Here is a 12,548-nt window from a genome sequence, read left to right as displayed (position 1 = left end):
ACCACTCTGCGCGCGCGGGCGGGCAAGAAACCCAGCGCGCACGTGTCCCCACGGGGCGCGTCTTCCGGAGTTCAGGGGTGCGGGACGAGACCAGCCTCCCGTGCGAACACCACCCCTTCGCCCGAGCAGCCGCAGCGGCGGCCGGGCTCGACTCCGGGAGAGCCGCGATGCGCCTGACCCGAACCCTCGCCTGCCGCGCACGCACCACTGGCGCCGCCGGGCGCTGCTGCTGGCCGAACTCGTCGTGCTCGCCCTGCTGACCTCTGGTGCGAGCGCCCGCGGGGACACCGTGGTGCTCGCGCTCGCGGGCAGCGTCGAGGAAGTCCTCAACAACATCCGCAACTGGCTGATGGGCATCCTCGCCGGGCTGGCGACGGTGTTCCTCACCATCGGCGGTGTCCGGCGCGTGTTCGGCGGCGGCGACCCGGGGGAGCAGGAGAAGGCGAAGGAGGCGTTCAAGGCCGCCGGCATCGGCTACGTTCTGGCCGCGCTCGCCCCGCTGGTCGTCGAGGTGCTCAAAGGCATCGTGGGGGCTTGACGCGATGCGCCCCTCGAACACGCCGGACGGTCGAGCACTCACCGCTCCGCCATCACGCCGGAAGGTGCGGTTACCCAAGCTGACTCGTGGCCGGGCGCTGGTGGGGCTGGCGGTGAGCCTCGTCGTTCTGTTCGGTGGCACGCTTGCCGTCGCTGCGCTCAACCCGGCTCGTCGATGGCGCCGCCGGCTGCCGCGCAACCACTGCCGCTTCCGACTGTCGAGCCATGTGAGCCCGGATTGCCGCTGTGCTCGCGGCCTGCGCCGACCACAGCACCGTCGCTGCCCGAGGTGCCCCTGCCACTGCCGACGGGGGCGCCGACCTCGGTCACCTGTTTCCCCGGTTCACTGCAGGACGGGTGCCTCCGTCGCCGACTTCGACCGCTCCGCCGTGCACGGGTGAGGGCTGCATCCCGCAGCCCGGCACCAGCACACCGCCCACGGCGCCCGGTGCCGAACAGCCCGTTCCGGACGAGGAGACCGGCGACGACTGCGGCCTCACGAACATCGGCGCCTGCATCACCGACGTGATCGACCGGTTCTTCCGCGGCATCGTCGAGAGCGCGCTCAACCCGCTGCTCGAACTGCTGTCAAGACGCTGCTGACCACCCGACGCCGGACTCGCTGCCGCGGGTGGGTGAGCTGTGGGACAACTCCTGGCAGATCCTGCTCGTCTCCTACGCCCTGCTGATTCTCATCGCGGGTGTCATCGTGATGGGCTACCAGACCGTCCAGACCCGGCACTCGGCCAAGGAGATCGCGCCGCGCCTCGTGGTGGGGTTCCTGGCCGGTGCGTTGAGCCTGTGGGTGGCCACCAAGGGCATCCAGATCGCCAACGCCCTCGTCGCCGCCATCATGGGCGGCGGGCTCGACGCGAGTGCCGCCGGCGTGGCTCTGCGCGACCTCGTCATGGGCTCACTCAAGGCGGCATGTGGATCATCTTCATCGGACTCGTCCTGGCCGGTTTGCTCGTCGCGCTGCTGGTGACCTACGTCGTGCGAGTCGCGTTGACGATCATCCTCATCGTCGCCGCGCCGCTGGCGCTGATGTTCCACGCCCTGCCGCAGACCGAGGGCATCGCCTACTGGTGGTGGAAAGCCTACGGCGGCTGCCTCGCGATCCAGCTCGGCCAGAGCCTGACCCTGATCACCGCGTTGAAGGTGTCTTCACCCCCGGCGGATTTCACCGTGTTCGGGCCGACCGCCTCGGGCTCATCAACCTGCTCGTCGCTCTCGCGCTGATGTACATCCTGCTCAAAATCCCGTTCTGGATCCTGGGCTCGATCCGCGGTGGAGGCGGCCGCAGCCTGATCGGATCGCTCGTCCGGGGCTTCCTCGCCTACAAGACGTTCGGGCTTCTGGGCGGGGGCGGCGGAAAGCCCCGGAGGCCCCGAGCTACCGGCGGTGGCAACAGCCTTGGCAGCTCGTCCACGCGCTCAGCGGAGCGAGGACCACCGCGGGCGGGCAGTACGTGTTGCGCTGCCGGGCCTGCGCCGGACCCGGCCAAGCCCACACCGAAGAACACTCCGGAGCCGAAACCACCACCGCGCAATCCCGGTCGTCAACTGGCGCTGCCGCTGGGCGATGACTGGCCCGAAAACAAGCCGGTGCTCGGCCGCGACGGGCAGTACCGCCTGCCCTTCGACGTTCCGCGCGCAGCGCCACCTTCAGCGGCCACGGGAGCAGCGGGAACGAGCGGTCGTCGGGCGCCTCGCGGGCGCACCGGGAAACAACTCGAGCTGCCGTTCGAACCCTACCAGGGCAACCGGCCGCTCCGGTCCGGCCAGTACCCACTGCCGCTGGACGGACTGCGCAAGGTGCCTCGGCCGGCGAGCCCGCCACCGCCTCCCGCTCGTCGCGGAACCGGCCGGCGCGTGATCCAGCCGCCGCTGCCCTTTGACCCCTACGAGGGCAACCGACCGACCCGGTCCGGTCAGTACCCGCTGCCCCTGGACGGCCTGAAACACGTGCCGCCCAAGCCCGCGCCGCCACCACCGCCCAAGCCACGTGCACCGAAGGCCGGACGGCAGTTGCGACTCCCGCTCGACCTGCCCAAGCCCGCCAAGACGCCGCCCCCGCGCGTGACCCCGCCACCGCCGACGAACGTGCGACGGCGCAAGCCAGGAGGTAGCACGTCATGACCGAACCCGTTCGCATTCCCGCCGACGTCGACATGCACGACCGCGTGCTCGGCCCGCTCACCGCGCGCCAGCTGGGCATCCTCGCCGCGGCCGGAGCGGCGCTGTACCTGTGTGGCTCGTCACGCGCGCGTTCCTGCCGATCCCGCTCTTCGCCGCCTTCGCGGTTCCGGTCGGCGCGGCGTCGGTGATGCTCGCCCTGGGCAAGCGCGACGGTGTCCCGCTGGACAAGCTCCTGATCGCCGCGATCCGCCAGCGGATCGCTCCGCGACACCGCGTCGCCGCGCCGGAAGGCGTCCGTCCGGCGCCCGCGTGGCTCACCGCGAACGCGGACCAGGGAGCCGGCCGCCGCGGGCCAGCGTCCGAGGCTGAACCCGTCTCCCCGACCGCGCTGCGCCTGCCGGCTGAGGCAGTCACGGAGACCGGCGTGGTGGACCTGGGCCCGGACGGGTTGACGGTCGTCGCCGTCGCGAGCACGGTGAACTTCGCGCTCCGGACACCGGCCGAGCAGGAGGCACTGGTCGCCTCGTTCGGGCGCTACCTGCACTCACTGACCGCCCCGGTCCAGGTGCTGGTGCGCACCGAGCGTCTCGACCTCTCCGCTCAGATCGCCGAGCTGCGCGAGCGCGCGGGTGGCCTGCCGCACCCGGCGTTGGAAGCGGCCGCGGTCGAGCACGCCGACTACCTGGTCCAGCTCGGGCAGGAGTCCGATCTGCTGCGACGGCAGGTGCTGCTCGTGCTGCGGGAACCGCTCGCCGCAGCCGACCCTCCTGACGGACTCGGCGGCCCTGGGGCGCTGGCCGCTCTGCAGGGCCGCCGCAACCGGACGCCCGGCCAGGCCGACGCCGCCGCACGACGAGCGGCCGAGTCACGCCTGGTGCGCCGCCTCACCGAAGCCGTGGAGCTGCTGTCCCCAGCCGGGATCACGGTGACCCCGCTCGACGCGGGCAGGCCACCGCGGTCCTGGCCTCGGCGTGCAACCCCGACAGCCTCTTGCCCCCATCAGCCGGGCTCGCCGGCGCGGATGAGGTCATCACTACCGCTTCGGACCCGGCGGATGACGACGCCGCCGGTGGCGTGCGGATGCACGTGCAGAGGACGAGCCCGCGTGGGGCGAGGACGACTGGGACTACGAGGACGAGCGAGAGGAGCAGTTCTGATGCGCCATCGCAGCCACCACCGTCGGCCTGGCCAACCGGCCTCCCCGGCCGCAGCCGCATTCACGCCGGACGCCCTGTCGGTGGGGCGCGGCACCTGGAGGTCGGCGGCGAATGGGTCGCCAGCTTCGCGGTCATCGGCCTACCCGCGCGAGGTGCACCCCGGCTGGCTGGCTCCGCTGCTGACCTACCCCGGCCGCTTGGACGTCTCCGTGCACGTCGAGCCGATCGACCCTGCCACCGCCGCCGCCCGGTTGAAGAAGCAGCTCGCCAAGCTCGAGGCCGGCCGACGCCACACCGCCGAGCACGGCCGGCTGTTCGACCCCCACGTCGAGGCCGCCACCGAAGACGCCTACGACCTGTCCTCCCGCGTCGCCCGAGGCGAGGGCAAGCTGTTCCGCGTCGGGCTGTACCTGACCATCCACGCCACCACCCAACGCGCTCTCGCCGAGGAAGTCGCGGCACTGCGGTCACTGTGCGCCAGCCTGCTGCTGGACGCCAAGCACACCACCTACCGCAGCCTCCAGGGGTGGGTGTCGACCTTGCCGCTGAGCCTGGACCTGATCGGCATGCGCCGCACCTTCGACACCGCAGCGTTGTCGGCCGCGTTCCCGTTCACCAGCCCGGACCTGCCCGCGCCTGATCCGACCTCGGTCGCGGCACCGGCCGGGGTGCTCTACGGGTACAACATCGGCTCCCAGGGGCTGGTCCACTGGGACCGCTTCGGCGAGGGCATGCACAACCACAACTCGGTCATCCTTGGCCGCTCGGGCGCGGGGAAGTCATACCTGGTCAAGTTGGAGCTGCTGCGTTCGCTGTACCGCGGGATCGAGGTCGCCGTTGTCGATCCGGAGGACGAGTATGCCCGGCTCGCGGCCGCCGTCGGGGGAACCAACGTCCACCTCGGCGTGCCCGGAGTTCGGCTCAACCCGTTCGATTTGCCCATCCACACGCGGCCGGACGGACGACGCACCGCACCGAAGGACGCGCTCGTTCGGCGCAGCCTGTTCCTGCACACCGCGATCGAAGTTCTTCTCGGCGGTGAACCGTCGGCAGCCGAGCGGGCCGCGCTGGACCGCGCGATCGCCGCGACCTACCAGAGCGTGGGCATCACCACCGATCCCCGCACCTGGACCCGACCCTCACCCGAGCTGCGCACACTGCGAGAAAAGCTCGCTAGCTCCGGTGACGGTGCCGGCCGCGAGCTCGCCGCGCGGTTGCATCCGTTCGTCGAGGGCGCGTTCAAGCAGCTCTTCGACGGGCCCAGCACCGTTCAACCCGAGGGACAGCTCGTGGTGTTCAGCCTCCGCGACCTGCCCGACGAGCTGAAAGCGATCGGCACGCTGCTCACGCTCGACGTCATCTGGCGGCGAGTGTCGAACCCCGCGATCCGCCGGCCGCGGATGGTGGCGGTGGACGAGGCATGGCTTTTGCTGCAAGACAAGGCCGGTGCCGAGTTCTTGTTCCGTTCGGCGAAAGCCTTCCGCAAGTACTGGGCCGGTCTGACAGTGGCGACCCAGGACGTCGACGACGTCCTCGGCACCGACCTCGGCAAAGCCGTCGTGGCCAACGCGGCCACCCAGATCCTGCTCCGGCAGGCCCCGCAAGCCATCGACGAGATCGCCCGCACCTTCACCCTCTCCGCCGGAGAACGCCAGTTCCTGCTCGCAGCCGACCGCGGCCAGGGACTGCTGTCGACCGGAACCCAGCGCGTGGCCTTCCAGAGCATGGCGTCGCCGACCGAGCACTACCTGATCACCAGCGATCCGGTCGAACTCGCCGAGCAAGACGACGACCAGGCTGCCGCGTTCGTCGACCTCGGTCCTCAGCCCGTCGAGGGCGAGGAAATCAGCCTCGATGCCCCTTGATCACTGGGAGACGCGTCCTATGTGGATACGTTCCGCTTCCGCCGATTGGCTAGAGAACTACCTGCGTGACCCTGCTGGTGCGTTGGTCGCGTTGCTGAGCCGACTCCGCGATCTCGCCGTGGATGAAGGCCCGATCGCCGTGCCGGTGCTCGCCGTGCTTATCGCGACGCTCTTCGCCGGGCGAAGGTGGTGGGCGCGACGGTGCCACGAGCGACTCGTCGCCGACGCACGTCAAGTCACCGTGCTCGCCCCTCCCACCGTCGATCCAGCCGGCGGCGCCGCGCTGTGGTCCAACCTCGTGGGCCTTCTGCGGCCCGGCTGGCGACGGGCGCTCACCGGACAACCGCACGTGGCCTGCGAGTACGTGTTCTCCGAGGCAGGGGTTGCGATCCGGTTGTGGGTGCCCGGCGCCATCCCACCCGGCCTCGTCGAGCGCGCCCTCGAGGCCACGTGGCCCGGCGCCCACACCCAGGTGCGGCCTGCTGAGCCGCCACTGCCAGCTCCCCGCGACGGCGAGCGGCGGCTCGTAGTCGGCGGCGAGCTGCGGCTCGCGCGGTCGGAGGCACTGCCTATTCGCACGGCCTTCGAGGCCGACCCGATCCGCGCGCTGATCGGCGCGCCGGTCGGACTGGGTCGCAACGAGCACGCCTGCGTGCAGGTCCTGGCCCGCCCGGTCACCGGCCGCCGCGTCCAACGAGCCCGCCGCGCCGCCCGGCAGGTCCACACCGGCAGTTCGGTGCGGCTGGTCGGCCGCCTGCTGGACGCGGTCACCCCTGGGATGTCACGAACCCGCCGCACGACGCTGCACCGCACGAAGACCGGTGCTCTGCATAGCGACCCGCAAACCTCGCTCGAGTACGCGGCACAAAACCGGGCCATCGTCGCCAAGCAGCGCGGCAGCCAGTTCGAGACCGTCGTCCGCTACGCCGTCGCCACCATCCTCCCCTCAAGTGCCGACGCCGACGCTGTCAGCGCAGCCCGAGAGGTCGCCCGCGGGCGCGCACACGCCCTCGCCGCATCGTTCGCCTCCTACACCGAGCACAACCACTACACGCGACACCGCCTTCGCCGCCCCGAGCAGGTGATCGGCTCCCGGCTTCTGGCGCGGGGCGACCTGCTGTCGGTGCCTGAGCTGGCCGCGATAGCCCACCTCCCGACCGACGAGGCCATCCCGGGGCTGCAGCGCGCCGGGGCCCGCGCCATTGCGCCTCCACCTGGCATCGCCGTCCCAGGGCCCGAAGCCAAACCGCTCGGCGTCACCGACACCGGCCACGAACGGCCCGTCGCCCTGCGAGTCCCCGACGCCCGACACCATCTGCACGTGCTAGGCGCGACCGGCTCCGGCAAATCGACCTTGCTGGGCACGATCGTCCTGGCCGACGCCGAGGCCGGCCGCGGAACCGTCCTGATCGATCCCAAAGGCGATCTCGTCACCGACGTCCTGTCCCGGCTACCCCGCTCCGCGGCCGACCGGGTCGTGCTCTTCGACGCCGACAGCAAGGTCCGCCCACCATGCCTCAACCCGCTGGACGGCGGCGAAACCGACCTGATGGTGGACAACCTCGTCTCCGTGTTCCGCCGGGTCTACTCAGCGTTCTGGGGCCCGCGCACCGACGACGTGATGCGCGCGGCCTGCCTGACCCTCCGGTCCCAGGAAGGCGTCGCCACCCTCGCGGACCTGCCGAAACTGCTGGCCGACGAAGCCTTCCGCAGCCGCGTCACCGCCGGCATCACCGATCCGGTCCTACGTGGCTTCTGGTCCTGGTATGAGGAGCTCACCGACTCGGCCCGCTCGCAGGTCATCAGCCCGTTGATGAACAAGCTCCGCGCCTTCCTGCTGCGCCCCTTCGTCCGCGCCGCCATCGCGGGAGGACACTCCACAGTCGACCTCGACCAAGTGCTCGATGGTGGCATCTGTTTGGTGCGAATCCCGAAGGGCTCATTGGGGGAGGAGACCACCCGGTTGGTCGGGTCGCTGGTCGTGGCGCGCACCTGGCAGGCGATCACCGGCCGCGCGCGCATCCCTCAGCGTCGTCGCAGGGACGCGAGCCTGGTGATCGACGAGTGCCACAACTTCCTCAACCTGCCCTATCCGATCGAGGACATGCTCGCCGAGGCCCGCGGGTTCCGAACCTCGATGACGCTGGCGCACCAGCACCTCGGCCAGCTTCCCCGCGAACTCCGCGAAGGTATCTCGACCAACGCACGCAGCAAGATCTTCTTCAACGCCTCGCCCGAAGACGCACGTGAGCTGGCCCGCCACACCGCGCCACGGCTATCTGACCACGACCTGGCCCACCTCGGCGCCTACCACGCCGCCGCCCGACTCGTCCTGAACGGCGAAGAGGCACAGCCGTTCACCCTTCGCACCCTGCCGCTCCCGCCACCGGTTCCCGGTCGCGCACGCGCAATCCGCGCCGCCGCTCGTCGCGCCACGCCCGTCACCAGGCTCGGCACCACGAGGCTGAGCGGTAGGTCGCCGGGCAGCGCGGCACCCGCCAACCGCACCGAGCGAGTCACCGGCGCACACAGCGCTGATCCCCGGCGGCGCAGCTGAACCCATCCAACTTGACCTCGTTGGAGGCGACCTTGATCACCAACCCGACTCCCCAGCGAGCGCTGCGTGGACACAGGCCCGCTCGCCCGAGCCCGCGCGTCGCGAATTCGGCCGAGCACCAGGCTGCGCTGGCGGTGCGGCTGACGCCGCGGGACAAATGGATCGCCCGGATGCTGTGGGAGCACCGGGTCCTGACCTCGCACCAGGTCACCGCCCTCGCGTTTCCCAGCTTCAGGTCAGGACGCCAGCGGCTGCGCGAGCTCTACCTGTGGGGCGTGGTGGACCGCTTCCAGCCGTTCGTCACCGTCGGGACAGCGCCGATGCATTACGTGCTCGCCCCGGCCGGCGCCACGGTGCTCGCCGCTGAGGACGGCCGGGACGTCAAGGAGATGGGCTACCGGCACGACCGCGCCTTCGCCGTCGCACACAGCCTGCGGCTCGCACACACCGTCGGGGTGAACGAGTGGTTCACCACCCTCGTCGCCCGCGCACGCCACGAGCCGGGCGCCTTGACGGCCTGGTGGTCCGAGACACGGTGCAGCCGTCACTTCGGCGACCTCGTCCGGCCCGACGCCTACGGCCGGTGGCAGCAGGGGGACCGGCAGATCGAGTGGTTCCTGGAGTACGACTTCGGCACCGAGCCCCTGGCCAAGCTTGCCGGGAAACTGTCCGGCTACGCCGCCCTGGCGGAAGCCACCGGCATCACCACCCCAGTGCTGGTGTGGCTGCCGACCTCGCGCCGGGAGGTCAACGCCCGCCGGGTACTCGCCCGAGCTCAGGCTCAGCTGACCGAGCCGCACACCGTGCCCGTCGCGACCGCGGCGGCCGCCCTGCTCGACCCCGACGCCGCACACCCGAGCCCCGCCGACGAGGTCTGGCTTCCCCTCGACCCCCGAGGGCCGTTGCGCCGACGGACACTCGCCGGCCTCGCCGACGCCTGGCCCGGCCTCCCGCCACCGGTCGCCGCGGACGACACCGCGCCCGGCCCGGTGCCGCCTCCGCCCTCGCCGATGCCGCCCCCGCCACAGCGGTAGGCGCGCAGGTGTCCGCTTCAGTCAAGACGGCGGCGGTCGCGGCGGCCGTGGTGCTGCTCATTCCGGTTCTGATCGGCGCGGCCGCCGCCGGTGTGGTCGCCTCCCTGTTCACCAGCGGTGGCGGTGCTGACTGTGCTCCCGCCGGTGCCAGCCCCGCGACCGGAGTCGCGGGATATGACCCCGAACAGCTTGCCAACGCCGCCACCATCGTCGCCGTCGGCAAGCAGATGCGAGTGCCCGAGTACGGGTGGGTGATCGCCATCGCCGCGGCCATGCAGGAGTCCCGGCTGCACAACCTCGACTATGGGGACCGGGACAGCCTCGGCCTCTTCCAGCAACGGCCCTCGCAAGGCTGGGGCACCCCGGCGCAGATCCTCAACCCCAGCTACGCCGCCACCCAGTTCTACGAGCACCTGCTCGCCGTGCCGAACTGGCAACAGATGAGCGTCACCGGCGCCGCGCAGGCCGTGCAACGCTCCGCCTACCCCAACGCCTATGCCCAGCACGAGCACGTCGCCCGTCAGGTCGTGGGCGCTCTCAACGGTGTCAACTGCGCGGCCACCGCGGCCCCTGGACAGCTGCGTACCAGCTGGCCCTCCGAGCGGGCCACCGAGCCCGACCCCACCAGCCGTGGCCGCATCACGCCTCGCACGCTCGCTCTCGTCCGGGCCCTGCAGGCGGGCGGGATGACAGGCGACGGCCTCGGCTGCTACGAGGCGCGCCCGGCGAATCCGAGCTCCGATCATCCGCAGGGCCGCGCGTGCGACATCCTGCTCGATCCCGGCGATCCGCAGGCGGTGAGCGAGGGGTGGCGGATCACCGAGTGGCTGATCGCGCAGCAGCCCGTGCTCGGCGTGCGGTACCTGATCTGGCAGGGCCAGTACTGGTCGACCGGCAACCCCACGTGGCAGCCCTACCGATCCGACGCGTACGGCTGCCCGGACCCGGCCAACGTCACCGGCTGCCACTACGACCACATCCACGTCTCGATGTACTGAACGGGCACAAGCGCAAGTCGCCCCGACGGCGTCGGGGCGACCGGGGGCGGCACCGAGCGGCGTGCCACCCCCCATCCTGTGCGCGCTAGTTCGCCGTCGCGGGAGTTGTCTCCTGCTCGGACGGGGCGAGCCGGAAACGCCTTGGCTTGTCCTTGGTTCGCATTGCGGTGCCGTCGAGGACCAGCTTGTCCAGCGCGTTGCTCACCGCCCCGGAGGATTTCCCGCCCAGCGCCTTGGCGATCGCTGTGGGGCCGAACTCGTCGTCGGGGTGGTCGCGCAGGTAGTCCTCGACCATGCCGCGTAGCGCCCCAGGTGCGAGCCGTTCAGCCTTCTGCCGGTCGTCGGGGGCCGGGCTGGTTTCCGGCGCGGCCTCGCTGGCCGGCGGGTGCGGCTCACTCCCTGTGGGTTCGGTGGTTACCGCCGAGCCTGCGCTGGCGCTGACCTCAGCGAGGGGCGCTTCGGTGATCACCCACGAGTCAGGGGCGAGTCGGCCTCCCTCGGCGATCCCCGGGGTACGGGTCACGCTGCCGTCAGCGGCCCATCGGGCGAGGATTTTCTGCGCGGTCGACCGTCCGATCTTGGCCAGGGTGGCCAGCTCAGTCGCGGCGCTGTGGGGATGCGCGTGCAGGGCGGCCCACAGTCTGTCTTCGCTGTCGGTGCGGACCGCCGGTGCATCCGTCTGGGCAGCGCGGTCGGTCCCGCGGGGCGGGCGGTTGCGGTTCTTGCTGGACATGACTTCCCTCGATTCACTCGGATGTGATCAGTGCGGTGGGTCATGCCCCGGCCGGGGCTGGTGTGTAGCCCCCGGTGCGCGGCCGGTGTGATCGGGCTACACGTCTATGGACGCTTCCTTCATCCCATGAAGTCAAGCGTGATATGGAAATCCCCTGAAAGTCTGCTGTGGACGATCGGTCCGACTACGTGTTCGGCGGGTCATCCTCGGTGGGGCGGGGGCGCATAGATGGGGCCGCCCAAAGCGGCGGTGACGCGGCAGCCGAGGGAATCCGGGCCGTGCGCGTCCCAAAAGCCGCGGCAGATGGCTTGTGTGCCGATGGGTGCGCCGGTTGCGGGCAGGGTGTCGTGGCAGACGATCCAGCTTCCCCTCGCCAGCGCCTCGTGGACCATCCGGTCGCGGTAACCGTCCTCCAGGTGCATCGGATTGCCCGGGCGGAAGATGCACCTGCGGCACTTGCTGGAGAGCACGCGGGGTAAGCCGGTTCGGGAATCGCGGACGTCCCCGCATGAATCCTCGATGCCAACCCGTTCTGTCCTGAGGAGTAGGTACGTGCCGGTGATCGGGTGCACGGACTCGCCGGGCTGATCGCTCTGCCAGACCAGTGGGCAGGGAAGGTCCTGGTGCTGTGGCGAATGCGGCTGCTCGAGGTTGTAGAACTGGCGGGCCGTCCAGTCGATGTTGAGTTCCCGCTGATCGGGCAGCATGATGCGCACCCACCAGTGGTCACCGCCCGCGCTGTGACGGGCGGACTCGTCGCCATAGGTCAGGAACACCTCGCCGTCGACCTGGTGCTCCACCAACGTTCTGGCGAACGCTCGCGACACGGACTCGGGATCCCAGCCGGCCTCGAACGTCAGTCGCAGCTCGCCCTGGGTTACGTGCGGGAAGTCCCGCCAAATCTCGATCACGGGCAGGGACGCAAACTTCTCGATAGCCGCGCGGACGCTGTGGGGCAGCCGCTGCCGCTTCACCGGGGTCATTGGGCCACTCCTCCTGATCCGGCGTTGGTGAGCACGTACACCGCCTCGCCTTCGGAGCCGAGGCAGATCTGCTGGTTGCCGGGGACCACGATGCGCCAGTCGCGCTGCCAGACGCGGTCGGCGCAGTAGTAGCTGCCGACCAGCAATCCGTCGCGGGTGACGGTGCCGTACAGGGTCTGTTGTGCGTCGGCGGGGTCGGCGATGACGGCGGTGATGATGCAGCCGTTCTCGGTGAAGGTGCGAACGACGATCTCGGTGTCGGGTGTCTGGGGCATGGCATTGATCTCCTCTCCTAGGCTGAGCCGGAAGCTGGGGCAGCCGTCGCCCTGGGGGTGGCCCGGGGTCACGGCGGTTACGTGGCGGCCGGTGAAGCGTTCGACGGCGGTGGTCACGGCCCGGGGGTGGGTCATGTCGGCGGTGGCCGGGAAGGTGCATTCCGCCCAGTGGCCTGGTGCGGTGGCGATCGAGACCCGGTAGCGGTCGCCGACGATCTCGCTGAGCGCGCACCACGTCGCGCGGTCCGGATCGGGTGCGGTGTCCATGGGG

10 protein-coding genes and 2 pseudogenes are annotated in these 12,548 nt (G+C 70.8%); 9 read left to right on the top strand and 3 right to left on the bottom strand.

All coding sequences use genetic code 11. The features are described from left to right. Positions 1-100: 100 nt before the first annotated feature. The 9 genes and pseudogenes from HNR02_RS34970 to HNR02_RS34940 all read left to right on the top strand — a co-directional run bounded on the left by HNR02_RS34970 (position 101) and on the right by HNR02_RS34940 (position 10,286). Positions 101-538: a pilin gene (locus tag HNR02_RS34970; RefSeq protein ID WP_376772940.1), complete on the top strand. Its 438-nt coding sequence runs from the start codon at positions 101-103 to the stop codon at positions 536-538. A 356-nt stretch (positions 539-894) separates the two neighbouring features. Continuing rightward, a complete protein-coding gene (locus tag HNR02_RS35985; protein WP_246339362.1) occupies positions 895-1,140 on the top strand; it encodes a hypothetical protein in 246 nt (81 codons plus the stop codon). 28 nt (positions 1,141-1,168) lie between these two features. Continuing rightward, the gene (locus HNR02_RS35980; protein WP_246339360.1) at positions 1,169-1,522 is read left to right on the top strand and encodes a TrbL/VirB6 family protein; all 354 of its coding nucleotides are present in this window, start codon (positions 1,169-1,171) and stop codon (positions 1,520-1,522) included. Further along, complete coding sequence (locus HNR02_RS35975; protein ID WP_246339359.1) at positions 1,501-1,776, top strand: TrbL/VirB6 family protein; 276 nt, start codon at positions 1,501-1,503, stop codon at positions 1,774-1,776. Before HNR02_RS35980 ends, HNR02_RS35975 begins: the two co-directional genes overlap by 22 nt. A gap of 895 nt (positions 1,777-2,671) precedes the next feature. Next, positions 2,672-2,892 (top strand): annotated as a pseudogene (locus tag HNR02_RS36930) (PrgI family mobile element protein); the annotation flags it as partial. 939 nt (positions 2,893-3,831) lie between these two features. After that, positions 3,832-5,697, top strand: a pseudogene (locus HNR02_RS34955) (VirB4 family type IV secretion system protein). Positions 5,698-5,716: 19 nt separating this feature from the next. Beyond that, positions 5,717-8,254 carry a DUF8128 domain-containing protein gene (locus tag HNR02_RS34950; protein WP_179777846.1) on the top strand — a complete coding sequence of 846 codons (2,538 nt, stop codon included), beginning with the start codon at positions 5,717-5,719 and terminating at the stop codon, positions 8,252-8,254. 32 nt (positions 8,255-8,286) lie between these two features. Beyond that, on the top strand, positions 8,287-9,288 hold the full coding sequence (locus HNR02_RS34945; RefSeq protein ID WP_179777847.1) for a replication-relaxation family protein: 1,002 nt from the start codon (positions 8,287-8,289) through the stop codon (positions 9,286-9,288). A gap of 8 nt (positions 9,289-9,296) precedes the next feature. Further along, positions 9,297-10,286, top strand: coding sequence for a VldE C-terminal domain-containing protein (locus HNR02_RS34940; protein WP_179776129.1), 990 nt, complete (start codon positions 9,297-9,299; stop codon positions 10,284-10,286). Between the two features lie 85 nt (positions 10,287-10,371). Here HNR02_RS34940 and HNR02_RS34935 read toward each other — a convergent pair whose 3' ends face one another. From HNR02_RS34935 to HNR02_RS35970, 3 genes are all read right to left on the bottom strand, one after another. Then, entirely contained in the window at positions 10,372-11,019 is a 648-nt protein-coding gene (locus HNR02_RS34935; protein WP_179777845.1) for a MarR family transcriptional regulator, read from the bottom strand. 200 nt (positions 11,020-11,219) lie between these two features. Continuing rightward, positions 11,220-12,002, bottom strand: a complete 783-nt coding sequence (locus HNR02_RS34930; RefSeq protein WP_179777844.1) for a hypothetical protein — start codon at positions 12,000-12,002, stop codon at positions 11,220-11,222. Next, complete coding sequence (locus tag HNR02_RS35970; protein WP_246339358.1) at positions 11,999-12,544, bottom strand: hypothetical protein; 546 nt, start codon at positions 12,542-12,544, stop codon at positions 11,999-12,001. Before HNR02_RS35970 ends, HNR02_RS34930 begins: the two co-directional genes overlap by 4 nt. Positions 12,545-12,548 lie beyond the last annotated feature (4 nt).

The sequence above is a fragment of the Amycolatopsis endophytica genome, from assembly GCF_013410405.1.
Lineage (GTDB): Bacteria > Actinomycetota > Actinomycetes > Mycobacteriales > Pseudonocardiaceae > Amycolatopsis_E > Amycolatopsis_E endophytica.
The sequence above is the reverse complement of the archived record's forward strand: the minus strand, read 5'-3'. Positions and strand labels throughout refer to the sequence as shown.

Coding starts and splice junctions, on each gene's coding strand:
- HNR02_RS35970 (WP_246339358.1), bottom strand. CDS start 12,544: ATGGACACCGCACCCGATCCGGACCGCGCGACGTGGTGCGCGCTCAGC.
- HNR02_RS34950 (WP_179777846.1), top strand. CDS start 5,717: ATGTGGATACGTTCCGCTTCCGCCGATTGGCTAGAGAACTACCTGCGT.
- HNR02_RS34935 (WP_179777845.1), bottom strand. CDS start 11,019: ATGTCCAGCAAGAACCGCAACCGCCCGCCCCGCGGGACCGACCGCGCT.
- HNR02_RS34930 (WP_179777844.1), bottom strand. CDS start 12,002: ATGACCCCGGTGAAGCGGCAGCGGCTGCCCCACAGCGTCCGCGCGGCT.